At 48.9% G+C, this 13,665-nt stretch carries 8 protein-coding genes; 6 read left to right on the top strand and 2 right to left on the bottom strand.

Annotation, left to right across the window (positions count from 1 at the left end; translation table 11 throughout):
- Positions 1–509: 509 nt before the first annotated feature.
- Complete coding sequence (locus O4H47_RS06450; RefSeq protein WP_269393136.1) at positions 510–1,769, top strand: GNAT family N-acetyltransferase; 1,260 nt, start codon at positions 510–512, stop codon at positions 1,767–1,769.
- A 1-nt stretch (position 1,770) separates the two neighbouring features.
- Positions 1,771–3,138, top strand: a complete 1,368-nt coding sequence (locus tag O4H47_RS06445; protein WP_269393135.1) for a polysaccharide biosynthesis C-terminal domain-containing protein — start codon at positions 1,771–1,773, stop codon at positions 3,136–3,138.
- A 125-nt stretch (positions 3,139–3,263) separates the two neighbouring features.
- Here O4H47_RS06445 and O4H47_RS06440 read toward each other — a convergent pair whose 3' ends face one another.
- Positions 3,264–3,482, bottom strand: coding sequence for a hypothetical protein (locus O4H47_RS06440; protein WP_269393134.1), 219 nt, complete (start codon positions 3,480–3,482; stop codon positions 3,264–3,266).
- 365 nt (positions 3,483–3,847) lie between these two features.
- Here O4H47_RS06440 and O4H47_RS06435 point away from each other — a divergent pair, with 365 nt between their 5' ends.
- The gene (locus O4H47_RS06435; protein WP_269393133.1) at positions 3,848–4,552 is read left to right on the top strand and encodes a hypothetical protein; all 705 of its coding nucleotides are present in this window, start codon (positions 3,848–3,850) and stop codon (positions 4,550–4,552) included.
- A gap of 117 nt (positions 4,553–4,669) precedes the next feature.
- On the opposite strand, the gene O4H47_RS06430 is transcribed toward O4H47_RS06435, so the two are convergent.
- Positions 4,670–8,320, bottom strand: a complete 3,651-nt coding sequence (locus tag O4H47_RS06430) for a DUF4214 domain-containing protein (RefSeq protein ID WP_269393132.1) — start codon at positions 8,318–8,320, stop codon at positions 4,670–4,672.
- An 839-nt stretch (positions 8,321–9,159) separates the two neighbouring features.
- On the opposite strand from O4H47_RS06430, the gene O4H47_RS06425 reads away from it, so the two are divergent.
- Genes O4H47_RS06425 through O4H47_RS06415 form a run of 3 tightly spaced genes read left to right on the top strand, consistent with a single transcriptional unit; the run spans position 9,160 to position 13,454 of the window.
- Positions 9,160–10,317, top strand: a complete 1,158-nt coding sequence (locus O4H47_RS06425; RefSeq protein WP_269393131.1) for a site-specific integrase — start codon at positions 9,160–9,162, stop codon at positions 10,315–10,317.
- 54 nt (positions 10,318–10,371) lie between these two features.
- Positions 10,372–12,105: a sensor histidine kinase gene (locus tag O4H47_RS06420; RefSeq protein WP_269393130.1), complete on the top strand. Its 1,734-nt coding sequence runs from the start codon at positions 10,372–10,374 to the stop codon at positions 12,103–12,105.
- Entirely contained in the window at positions 12,102–13,454 is a 1,353-nt protein-coding gene (locus O4H47_RS06415; protein WP_331283670.1) for a sigma-54 dependent transcriptional regulator, read from the top strand. Before O4H47_RS06420 ends, O4H47_RS06415 begins: the two co-directional genes overlap by 4 nt.
- Positions 13,455–13,665: the final 211 nt, after the last annotated feature.

The raw sequence follows: 13,665 nt of genomic DNA, 5'->3' as shown, positions 1-13,665 counted from the left end.
CGACCCGGTAACTGTATTGCCTACTACTAAACCTAGAGTAGTACGTCTTTCTGAAGTGTAAATTGGAGGTCGAATAATGCCGAGCTTGACCAGAAGGGAAATTGGATTTTAGAGTTATTTGTTTAATATCAATAGTTTAGACTAAACATGAAGTGACTGTTGGTAATCAGGAGTCTTCCATTGGGTTGCGAAATTGCTTGGCACTATTCAACCCTGTCGAACGATGGTCATTTGTTGTTATCGCTTTAGTTGACGGTTGCTCATTTCATCGATGGATTCTTCATCAATTCAAACCTTCGTCACAAACTGTTCACGATCCAGGATGTTTGTTATTTTTTGTTTGGGATGCCCCAAAAAGCGCACTAGAGTTAACCAAAGCTGGACGAAGGTACGACAAAGTTTACCAGTTTCTGTCAAATAGAAGGAAACTCATATTCATTTGTGCGAATAGTCTCGCAGATTCCAAGTGAATGACAACAGTTCGAAGTCCCTTCTGGGCAGGTAATACAATGAATTTTGCGCCAAAAGCACTGCAACCAGGCCGCGAGCAGGCTGACAAAGCAAAAACCAAGCCGCCTGCAATTGCAGGACACGAACACCCAATCTCTATCGAGTGCGTCCAAAGCGACAAAAGATTTGCTCAGCTTGCCAACGATTGGCAGCACCTTGATGGTATCAATGGGGACGGGTTCGCGGTTTTCCAGAGCTTTGATTGGTGCTCGAAATGGTGGCACACAGTGGGGCAGTTCAATCCCGACGCGCGGCTCAAAATCATGGTTTTATGGCATGGCGAAAAACTGGTGGCCATTTGGCCACTCATGCAAGATCTCTTGCCTCTGGGCACGAAAGCGCTCTTGCCGCTCACATCACCACATGCAGAATACTCCAACCTTATTTTTGATCCCGCGTTTGTTGATCAAGCAGCGCTTGCTCATTTCGTTGGTCAAGTGCTTGACCAATTTGAAGGCGATCTTGTGAGTTTGGCAAAAATTCCCCAAGGTAGCGCATTGCAATTGGCACTAGGGGACAAAGGTGCGCTTGCCCCAACCGACGAAATTGCCTCGATTTTTGACCTCAGCCAATTCGAGAGTTTTGAACAATATCAGGCCAGCCTATCCAAATCCACGCGCCGAAACCGCAACAAGCGCAAGAACAAACTGGCTCGACTGGGCAATCTGACCTATCAAACCCATTTCGCCGATGCACCCGAATATGCACAATTGGTCGCCACCGCTTTGCACATGAAACGTGATTGGTTGCGCCGGACCGCTCGCAACGACGCCAAACTAATCATGGATGGTTTGACCCAGTGCATCAGCACTCTTGAGGGGAATAGCAAAGCAAGGTCCGGCGCCGTTGCCGGTGCCTTGATGTTGGACGGTCAACCGGTTGCGGTCGAAATTGGCTTATTACAGCATGGTCACTACTACTCCTATATTGGGGCGTTCGATTGGGAAATGCGTGAGCATTCCGTTGGCAAAATACAAATCGAAGAAGCGCTTAAATGGGCGATTGAATGTGGTGTGAAAAACTATGATTTGCTTGCAGAACCAGCTGGTTACAAAGATTCCTGGTCCAACAACCAAGTTGCCCTGCAAACGCGTGTTGTCGCAAGCTCTGCCCGTGGTTTTTTGGTGGGCATAATGTGGCAAACCCGGGTGCGTCCAATCGCAAAATCAGTCTTTAATCAATTGCCAAACGATTGGCGCCAAAAAATCATTCAACTGGTTCACTCATTACGCGGCACCGCCAACCACAAGGCGTCTTAAGTTGATTGCGAAACTCTATCAAAGAACTGCAACCCTGCTGTCTCGCGTAGGGCAGCTTCAAGCCGTTCTTCAAGCCATGTCCGCTTTGCTTACTCGCATTTTGGCTGCCGGGTTGGCCTATGTTTTTCAGATCTATTTGGCCAAGAGCTTGGGCATCGAGCACTATGGAATATTTGTCACCTTTTGGACCTGGCAAGTTATCCTCACCCATGTTTCCGTCATGGGCTTTTCCGAAAGCGCGGTGCGGTTTTTACCCCGCTACGCCACGCGGCTGCGCGAGGACTTGATCTATGGTTTTATGAGCAATGGGCTGAAGTTTATCATTGCAACTTCCCTCGCAACCGCTCTGATGTGCGGTGCTGCGCTTTATTTCTTCAGCGATCTTCTCGCAGATAATATGACAGGATCGGCAATTGTTTTGGCTGTTGGTCTCCCAGTTTTGGCGCTTGAACTTTATATTGAAGGCGTGGCGCGTGGGCTTGGCTGGATTTGGCTGGCGGTTGTGCCCGGTTTTATTGTTCGCCCCGTCATTGTCATGGCCACTCTGTTTGTGATCAGCCTAAATGGTTTCCCGCTAACCGCAGAGCTTGCTTTGGCGGTGTCCATTGGGGTTACGCTTTTTCTTGTTTGTTTGCAGGCAATATTTATCAAGCTGCATGTCAGACGCATTAAGCCCAAAACCAGCCAGAACCACCGCGCACGCCTGCGCCGCTATTGGATTTATGCCGCGGTGCCGCTTGTGGTTGTTACAGGAGTTGAAGAACTACTCTATTGGTCAGATATCGTCATCCTTGGCTTTATGATGCCCTCTGAGAACGTTTCGATCTATTTTGCGGCCCTGCGTTGCATGGCGATCGCTGGCTTCATCCACTATGCCTTTATGATGGTTTTCGCCCGCGAATTTTCCCTCGCCAATGCGCAAGGGGATAAGACCGAATTGCAGACGCGGGTGCATATGGCTTCCACCTGGACGTTCTGGCTCACCATTCCTGCAGTGTTGGTCACCTTGGCTGCCGGCCCGATTTTGCTATCGCTCTTTGGCGAAGAATTTGCATCAGGCCAAACCATCATGCTGATTATTGGCATTGGCTTGGTGGGTAAATCATTGGTTGGCCAAGCTTCAAATCTTTTGATCGTAGTTGGGCGCGAACGGTTGAATGTCTTAATTGCTGGCTATGCGCTGATCATGAATATTGCACTTTCGGTTTTATTGGTGCCCATCATGGGTATCGCCGGCGCAGCGGTGGGCACTGCAGCGTCCCAAATCATCCGCGCCGCACTGCTTTATTATTACTGCAAGTCAAAAATCAATGTCTCGGTTCTTGCCCATTTTGACCCCCGCAAAGTGCTAACGGCAAAGGCAAGCTAACTCTGAAAAAAACAGCTTTAGCGCAACATGGCGCAAGCCATTTGCGTGATAAGAGATTGGGAGCACGAGGCGCATATTGGCTCGTTTGAGTAGAGTAAAAATGAGACAACAAACGCCTCGTGCAACTAAGTTTTAGCGCATATTTTGAAATACCCCGGGGTGCTAAACCCTTCTATCCCCTTTTCGAGCACACCATCAAAACTGCTTTGATCTCTTTGGATCATTTGATGATCACCTTTTGAAAGGTGAAGGTGAGAAACAATACCCACCATGCGGCTTACAGCTGCCTTCGGTGTCAGGCTGGATAAATCAACATAAACGATATGCAGGGCGACCCCTGTCATATCTTAGCCTCTTCCTTTGGTGATTGGGTTCAGCGCCATATTGGACTTGTTCGCCTCCCCATTTTCACCGCCCGAATGCTCGTCAGCACCCCAAAGGCTTCAAAGAAGATGAGGGCAGTATGGCATGGGGTGAAAGGACGGGGATAAGATTTTGGACTTGCACCTCATTTGGCGTTGCCCAAACTTTGCTTTTTCGCTCCCCAAAAAGGGGAGGGACAAATATTTTGCATGCAACACCCTTGACCTTAGGGCAGGAAATGAGCCGCGCGATTGGCCGCGAAACACCGAGCCATTTTTCCAGAAGCCGTTGAAATATAGCAAAAAGTTGGCATTTTTCTTGCATGTTAAATGCAAAGGAGTGTGCAATGATATATCAAACCACCAACATACCTGCAGCCAGCAATATGGCGCCGACGCGTAAGGCGGAAAATGTTGCCGCTGAACGGGCATTTTCTGCCGAACTCGCGGCTGAAACTGCAATGCCAAATATTGATGGACGGGCAGATTTCACCGCCGGACGAATTGGCATCGATCTCAATTCAGAAGGAATTCCATCGCGGGTTAGCTATTTTGACAAGTCAGGTCAAAAACTCACCACATCTGCCTTTAGTGCCGACTCGATTTTGCGTCTTTCTGAGAAATTCCAAATCGATCTTGGATCGCTCAAAGAATTGGCGGTTAAACTGGACGAAGCCAATGTTGGCTATAGGCCATACGAACTATATCCTGGCACCGGGTCCGATCATGGTATTGATTTGAATGACCTCGCAGAAGGTGGGTTGGGCACGGCCTATGATTGGCGCAAAGACAGTAATATTGAGCTGAAAGACGAGGGGGCGAAGAGACGTCTTGAAGCCAATCAACAAATGGCCACAAGATTTGGTGTTTCTCTGAACGCTGACGTGACAACCCAAAAAGGCATTGATCCAACAAAATTTGCACCCATTGAAACGGCGCAAGGTGTGTTTTCAAATGTCGCCTGGAAAGACAATGTCGCCGTATGGTTTGGCACCAAAGCAGAAGCGCAGCAAATGGCACTTCAAATGTACGGGACCGTTAAAAGCCTTTGATTTGACGTAACTTAAGTGTTGAACGCAAAAAACCCCGGGGCAGTGAGGGCCCCGGGGTTTTCTGTGATCAAATTGAGATCAAATCACCCCCCGCGTACGGGAGATGACAATTAGCGCCTAGATGAAGTCGGCGATATCGAGCGTACCTGTTGCACCTGTGATTTCGACGATAAAATCGGCGGCGGTAAAGGTGTCAGATCCATCAAGATCAACAGCAAGATATGATTTGCCGTTCAAAGTACCCGCATTCGCAGTAACAATTGCTGAAGAGACGCCGCCGGCTGTGCCAGTATCAAAACCGGCACCACCACCAACGTTTAGCAATGTGTTTAAGTCAGCGATAAATGTCGCCTCGCTCACTGTTCCTGTAACCGTCGAGTGGGATGTTGCCACAACAGCAGTTAGATCGATCTTATCTTCGTTCAAGTTGAGGTCAGTAATACGATCAACACCAGCAGATGATGCTGCCGCGGCGACCGTATCGGCAACCCCTGCTGCATAGACAAATGTATCAACTTCAGTGCCACCAGTCAGAATATCGGCACCTGCACCACCATTGATTGTGTCAATGCCTGCACCACCAGTAATGGTGTCATTGCCAGCTGCGCCGACAAGTGTGTCAGCACCAGAACCACCAACAAGTGTGTCAGCACCGCCAGCACCCGTTACATTTAGGCTTAGGAAGGCGTTGGTTACACCAGATGCATCCAAGTTCAAGCTGGTTGTTGCGGCTAGAAGCAGTGGATTGTCGATTGCGGTTACGTTCAGTGTTTCCACAAAGCCAGTTGCCGCACCACGTGTGCTGTTTACCATTGCGTCAACAATTGTGTTGTTCAACTGAAGAACATTGTTTTGAACAGCAGCTGTGTCGTTAGTGAATTCGATTGAACCCACGTTTTGAACGCCAGCCAAGTCGCCAACTGTTACAACGGATGAATTCCGGATTTCTAGAATATCACCGTTTGTTAGGTTAGAGGTTGTGTTACCACCACCAAGAACTGCACCGCCGTCAATAACAGCCATGCCGTTTACGTTGGCATCTGACATGATGAAGCGATCGTTTGTCCGCGACGCACCTTCTTCACCATTGTAGGTAAAGTTGTGTGTTGCATCCAAACCACGTGCATCAATTGTTACACCAGCTTCAACCGCAGTACCTGCTGTATCAGCAGTGCCAACACCGTTTGCAGTATCGTTGTCGTTGATGATGTTGATCACACGGCCAGAACCTGAAGCATCACCGTTTGATGTAATCAAGTCGTTGGTTAGTGTCAGGTTGTAGCTGTTTGTGCCCAATGCACCTGCACCACCAACGCCCATGCCATTGCCGAGCAATTGGATGTTTTCAACGTTTGATACGTTTGTCCATTCAGATGCTGACAAGTTGACCAAAACGCCATTTCCGTCGATACCCAAAGTATCTGTGCCAGCGCCTGTGTTTACAGTGTCAGAGATGGTCAAACCAGCAGTAGTTTGGTTGCCAGCGGCGCTGATTTGATCGAAGATGATAAAATCATTACCTGCACCAGTTGTGATCGATTGACCGCCAGTTGCTGTGAAGCCACCAGCTGCAAGGCCTGCATCTGAGAAGCGCGCAATAATGTCACTGGCTGATGTTGAAGTAAATGTTGATGCGGTAATGCGTTCTGCACCACCAGCGCCAACTTCGACAAAGCCAGAACCGTCTGCCGTACCACCTGTCGTGTCTTTACGGTTTGAGTTAGCCAATGAATCCAAGTTGAAGAACGTACCAGCGCTGCCACCATCAACAGTGATGGTGCCAAGGTGATCACCGACATCGTTCAAATCAACAGTGTTGCTTTCGCTATCGTTGTCGTGAAGTGTCACGCTTTCGATATTGTCTGCATCCAAGTTAAAGTTGAAACGTGGATTGTTGTTGGTACCATCCACGATAGTGATCTCTGTCAAATCGCTAGTACCGGCGTCGGACTTCAGATCAACAGCTAGCAAGTTTTGAGCCAAACCGTTGTTGCCGGTTGTGCCGTGGGCAATAGTAACCGCTTTAGCTTGATCGACGGTCAGGTCGTTCAAGTTAACAGTCATTGCTTCAACTTTAGAAGAGTTCGCTATACCTGTTACAGTGTGCGTGCCGTTGCCTTCGTTGCGTACAAAAATGCTAGCAAGTGAATCAAAGGCATCGGCGTCAACAGTAACAACATCAGCGACTTCAGCGATCGCACCAGCGTCATCGTGGCCAGTCCGAATTTCAAGGGCCTCGACGCTTGTTAGGTTTGCACCCGCTGTTGGGGCAACGATCGCTGCTGCAGCACCGCCAAGGTGTACAAGCGTGTCAGTGCCGTCACCACCATCAATTTTGTCGGTGTTTGACGCAGCGCCGTCAATGCTTGAACCAGAAGCAATCACAAATTTGTCGTCTTTTGCGCCGCCTTTAACGTCCAACTGAACAGCCACACCTGATGTATTGTCCAAAGTTGCGTTCAGTTCATTGGCGATTACAAAGTTCAAGCTTCCGTCAAGGCCAGTGGCATCAACAGTTTGCAAGGAACCAGCAACGTTGCCAAGACCCATAGTGTAAGATGTAGCTTCAGTTGTTGCGCCATTAAGCACATTTCCTTCGGCGCCCAACTTAAGGTCTTTGTCGCCAGTGATCTTTAGTGTTTGAAGATCTTCAGCCCAAAGTGTGCCAACAGTGTTTGCGCTGCCGTTTGACATAACGTTCAGCGTTTCATAGCCCTGATCAGGCGTTCCTCGTTCTTGAACAACCAAGCTAGCGAGCTGTGCGTCATCAAGTTTTACGTTTCCTTCATCAGCAGAGCCAGCAAGTGCCGCATCTTCAAACAAGAACATGGCGCTGTTGCCATCTTCGTTTGAATTTGAGACTGACATGTCGGTCAATGGCGCTTGAATGTTGTCAATTGTTACAGTTGAGTCCATCCGGGAGATGTTGACCGCTTTGACACCTGTAGCGTCCTGCAAATCAAGTTGCACAGGTCCCGAGTGTGAAGCTGCCAAATTGATCGTTTCGATGCCATTCAACGTTGGTGATACGTCATAATCTGCAGTTTGGTTGTCTGTAACGAAGCTAAAGTTCAACGTTGGGTTGGTACCAGTACCCGTTAGAACATCGTCGTCTTGCAACGAGTTCATTTGGTCGTCGCCTTCTGGGTCGTAAACTCGGTTCGCAACGAAGATATTTGCTGTTGCAACATCAACGTCGTTAGTGAGCTTGAACTCGGTGCTTCCGCCAGCAACAAAAACGTCAGTAGCCGCTTTTGCAGCAGTTACTGAAGCGTCCGTATCGTCAACGCTGTCAAGAACAGAGGCTGCGTTGGCTTTTGCAGCAGCATTGTTCTCATAATCGAAGCCTGAAAGCAGCGCTGTGTCTTCTGCCCAATCAACACCAACAGCCACTTTGTTAGCCATTGTTGTCGCATCATTTCCTGCAGCGCTGTCTGTGGCGCCTGAAATGATGTCGATGATCATCTGGCCAACAGCTTTGCCACCGGCAAGTTCAGCAAGCCAATGGGCTTTACCCGCATCATCAGGTGCGCGGTTGAACAGGTTTTGGTAGATAGATACGATGAATGACTCTGCAGAGACCACAAGTGGGTTCACCAAATATGGGTACTTGGCAGTTGATTCAGGTTGAACAGAAAATGACTGTGCAATTTCAGCAACGGTCATGCCTGCATTTAAACGACCGATCCAGTAGTTCAAACCGTCTGGATCCGGTGCCCGGTCATAATAGCCCACGTAAATCTGGGTAATTGTTTCTTTAGCGCCCATTAGATAATTCCCTTCCCAATGGTCTTGGTTTTAGATGCTGTGCCAACAAGCAAAATGTTCGACACACTCCCAACCTGCCGAAGTTGCCAAAAGCCGCCCAAAGCAGCGGGGCTGCAATGGGCGTGGCTAGAGACATTCTTGGAGGTAGTTTTCAGCAGGTGAATATCGGCAAGCCGCGGCAGAGCGCGACCAGCCAGTTTAGCTGCTGTCAAACAAGCGCTAAACAACGCCTGTTGGAGAGAAACTAAAGGATTGGCGTAAGTAGGCTTACTTGACCCAATTGGGTTATCACGACATTCAAAAAACCTGATATAACCCGATTTAAAGCCAGATTTATGTTTGGATTCTGCTGTAGTTGATTCTAAGTAGTTAAATATAACTACAGTATTATAGGAATTACGTACCAGACTGTTAGTGAGACTAACAGTTATGTTGATAATAAATGGATGAGTTTTGCTGGTCTGTTGCTATTCGATTTTTAAATTATGCTGACAAAATTTGTCGCTGAGTCACAAGAATACTGCAATTGTGCACAAAATGGAGAAGTCTGTTCAATGATATAGTGTTGAAACATATGTGAAAATGCGAGATAGGTGGCCTATCAGATTTTCCCATCTATTTTTGCTTTTTGGGCGCTGCAGGAAAATTATCAGCGATACGAATAGGTTATCGCCTTCTTGCAGGCAATTAGCGCATTTTTACTCCAAAGTTTTGTCTACGACCTGTGTTGCATAACAGGTGTGGAGTGCCTTTTTGGGCGCTTGGGGCGGGCTTTGCGTAGTAATTGTGAGGTTTTTGGAAGAGTTTGTAGTGTTCTATGAATGAGAAATATGTAAAAAATGCCAGTTACGAGTTTAACGCGAGTTTTTGTAAGAAAGTGCAAGTGTCCGCAAGATAAGCAAAAGATTATCTATTCGGATAGCCGAGTAAAAGGTTTGGTGCTGGAAGCGCGCAATAGTGGGGGAAAGACGTACTATGTGCGTTATCGTGACCACTATGGGGATCAGCGCAATATCAAAATCGGCGACGCCGGGGTTATTGATTTGGACGCTGCTCGCCAGCGCACAATCGAGGTCATGTCTAAGGTGGCATTGGGGGAAGACCCACACGCTGAGCGCAAGGCCATGCGGCAAGTGCCAATGTTCGACACCTTTTTTGCCGAACGCTATTTGCCCTTTGTTAAGGGCTACAAACGCTCTTGGAAAAGCGACGAGAGCCTTTACCGCAATCACATAGCGCCCGTGTTTGGTCGCCAGCGTATGGATGCGGTCACAACGGCTGACATTTCAAAATTCCACCACGGCCTTTGTGCGCTTGGTTATGCGCCTGGTTCGGCCAATCGGGTGCTGATTTTGCTGCGCTACATGTATAATTTGGCCGCCAAATGGCAGGTGGCTGGCCTTGAAAAGAACCCTTCGGCAGGGGTAGAGCTGTTCCGCTTGAATAATGAAAAACAGCGCTTTTTGACCATGGATGAGGTCAACCAATTATTCGTTGAGATCCGGCGCTCGCCCAATAGAGCGCTAGAGCCGATCGTTAGTCTTTTGTTGCTCACCGGGGCGCGCAAGCGTGAGGTTTTGGACGCACAATGGGCCGATTTTGATTTCAACAATCGTATTTGGATTATCCCGATCACAAAATCTGGTAAGGCACGCAAAATGCCGTTAAGCGATGAGGCGATTGAATTGCTTTGCGGCCTAAAATCTAAGGGGAAATCGGTTTATTTGTTCCCCAACCCTGAAACAGCAAAGCCATTTCGAACGATCTTTTATGCATGGGATACGGCCCGAAAACGCGCCGGGCTTGCCGATGTGCGCATGCACGACTTGCGCCACTCATTCGCCAGTTTTTTGGTGAACTCGGGCCGCTCACTTTATGAGGTGCAGCGATTGCTTGGTCATGCTCACATTAAGACCACCGAACGCTATGCCCATCTTTCTGACGAGACGCTGTCAAGCGCGGTGAACGTAGTTGGCTCAATTTTGAAGTCGGCTTAGGCTAAGCTAATTGTGCAATTGACTTAGCCCCATGGCCCATTAGATAGTCGCGCTATGAGCGCAATTGATCCGTTTTTGAAAAACTTCCGCCTACAGATATTCACGCTCATTGTTTTGGTGAGTGTTGGCACGTTGGCGACCTTATATTTCGGCGTGCCCTGGACCGAAGCGAGAGAACGCCAACGGCTAAACGCTGAAATTGATGAAGTGCTGGCCCTGCAGGGGGAAACCATCAACGGCATTTTTGATAAATTCCGGCTGCTCACCGGCATTGTGGCGCGCCAGCCGAATGTGGCTATGGTGTTCCGCACCAACAATCAAAAGCTAAAACAATCAACCGCCCAGCGTTTGGTGGTCCAATATGCTGGTTTGTCCGGGGCAGCAAATGTTCAATTCGCGCACCCAGACGGAACGGTTTTGGCACAATCCACCAACCAAGGATTTGCGCCACAAATTATCGACGAGCGCCTTATCCGAGCCGGGGCAGAAGGACGATTGGGACGGGCAACTTTGCTGACCAGCAATGGGTCGAGCGCCTATGGCTTTTCCCATGGTGTCACCTGGAACGATGAGGTCATCGGCATTGTTGTTGTCTATGTGGATTTGCTGGAATTGGGTGATGCGTGGGGTCTCTTAAGTGAACCCATTTTTGTGACCAACCGACTTGGACAAAAGATCGTTGGCAACCAATTGGCCGGCAGCCTGCCCGCACAAATTTTGCGAACCTATCCACAAACCAGCGAAATGGTAACGGTTGTAGGGGCAGACAATGAGATCAAATTTTTAGCGCGCAGCGAATATTTGCACCTTTTGGATTGGCATTTGAATGTGCTTGAAGATTATGCCCCCGTCGCTGTCGCCAAAGAACAGTCGATCCTGATCATTATGCTTTCCGCAATAGTTGTTGGGGGTATGATTTTTGTTTTGCTGCAACGTCGCCATCTCGGGGTGATCCGATTGGCCGCAGAACAAGCAACCGCCCGGGAGCTTGAGCAAAGAGTACGCGAACGCACAAAAGAACTGCGCAATGAGTATGATGAGCGTATATTGGCGGAGGCGGCCTTGCGCCAAGCCCAAACAGAACTGATGCAGTCAGCAAAGCTGGCGTCCATCGGGCAAATGTCCGCCGCGCTTTCCCACGAATATAATCAACCAATTGCGGCGATCCGCGCTTATGCGGACAATGCCCATGCTTTTCTGGATCAATCTCGCGAGGACGCCGCGCGGGAAAATCTCACCCGCATTTCATCCATGACAGAGCGCATGGCCAAATTGAGCAAAACTCTTAAGTCTTTTGCGCGCAAACCGGGCACCAGCCAGCGGGATGTTTTGGTTGCTGGGCTTTTGAAGGAATCTATGACGCTTGTCGAACCACACGCCAAGGACAAAAAAGTGCAGGTTTTGGCAAGTGAAGTTGATCCTGAATTGAGCGTGCGGGGCGGCAGTTTGCGCCTCTCGCAAGTTTTGGTCAATCTGTTGAGCAATGCCATTGATGCGGCGGCTGAAAGCAAAGATCAATTGGTGAAATTAACGGTCAGCGATGATGATACGAATGTGGTTTTCGCCGTGGAAGATTCTGGTGTTGGGGTAAGTGAAAAAGATCGGGAGACAATATTTGACCCCTTTGTGACCCAAAAAGAAGTGGGTGAAGGCTTGGGATTGGGGCTTTCCATTGCCTACAATATTGTGCACGACTTTGGGGGCGAAATTGAACTGGGGGCCTCCAAATTGGGCGGCGCAGCCTTTTATGTAAAACTACCCCACGCCAAGAAGGACAAGCCTAAGTGACGATATCTTCACCCCAAGTGCTGTTGATTGACGACGACAATGACCTTCGCCATGCACTTTTGCAGGCGCTTGAATTGGACGGTATGAACGTTAAGGCCTTTGCCAGTGCGGCGTCTGCCATGCCTTCTGTTTCCATGCAATTCCATGGCGCAATCATTTCTGATGTGCGTATGCCGGGCATGACGGGGCAAGAGTTTTTGAAGCGGGTGATGGAAATTGATCCCGCCATTCCGGTAATTTTCATCACCGGGCACGGGGATGTGTCTATGGCGGTGAGTGCCATGCGTGATGGGGCCTATGATTTCATCGAAAAACCGTTCCCACCCAATCAGCTTTCAGCTGTGGTTTCGCGGGCACTCGAAAAGCGCCGACTTGTTTTGGAAAATAGGATCCTGCGGGAAGAAATTGACGCAGAGGGTCTGCTAGATGAGACATTAATCGGCAAATCTGCGCAATTGGTGCGTGTGCGTCAGCAGGTGGTCATGCTTGGCGACGCCGACATTGACATAATGATTAATGGCGAAACGGGCGCGGGCAAAGATGTGGTGGCGCGGGCGCTGCACGACCATAGCGAGCGCAAAGACAAACCCTTTGTGGCGGTCAATTGTGGCGCTTTGCCCAAAGAGATTATTGAAAGCGAATTATTCGGTCATGAGGCCGGCGCCTTTACCGGGGCGACACAAAAGCGGATCGGCAAAATTGAATATGCCAATGGCGGCACCCTGTTTTTGGACGAAATTGAATCCATGCCGCTTGATGTGCAGGTTAAATTGTTGCGGGTCGTGGAAACGCGCACGCTAGAACGTTTGGGCTCCAACAAAACTATTCCCTTAAATATCCGGATCGTTGGGGCCAGTAAAGTTGACTTGGCCCAAGCCAGCACAACGGGCGAGTTTCGCCAAGATCTCTATTTTCGCTTGAATGTGGCCACGATTGACTTGCCACCGTTGCGCGAACGAGGCGAAGATATTTTGATGTTGTTTTATCGGTTGGCGCGCCAAGCAAGGGCGCGTTTCCGCAAAGAAATCCCAGAAGTCACCCCGCAAATTATTGCCCAGCTACATGCCTACGATTGGCCGGGCAACGTGCGCGAATTGCGCAATTCGGCGGATCGGTTTGTGTTGGGCATGGGACTTGGCTTGCCCAATGAAGATGTTGCAACGTTTGACTTTTCTGAAAGCACATTGCCCGAAAAAATGGCAGCTTACGAAAAAGCGCTAATTGAAAGCGAAATTGCCAAACACGAGGGTTCCCTTAAATCCACCTATGAAGCGTTTGGCATTTCCCGCAAGGCGCTCTACGAAAAAATGAAAAAACACAATATTTTGGTGCCAAGCCAACAAGATTAGATGTGTCGATTTCGACACATTGTATGAATTTCATTGTGTAGGTTTCCACCCACAAACGGGTATCGCGCATTCCATGCGATTGCAGAACAATAGTCAATCCATTGAAAAATAACAGTTTTATGGCGCATCCCGATATTGGCACGTCCCTTGCTATGTAAGAAGCGAGGAGCGGTAATAATACCGTTCAAATCTCAAACATCCTTTGGGGAGG

It is taken from the genome of Maritalea porphyrae (assembly GCF_027213965.1).
GTDB classification, from domain to species: Bacteria; Pseudomonadota; Alphaproteobacteria; order Rhizobiales; family Devosiaceae; genus Maritalea; species Maritalea porphyrae_A.
The sequence above is the reverse complement of the archived record's forward strand: the minus strand, read 5'-3'. Positions and strand labels throughout refer to the sequence as shown.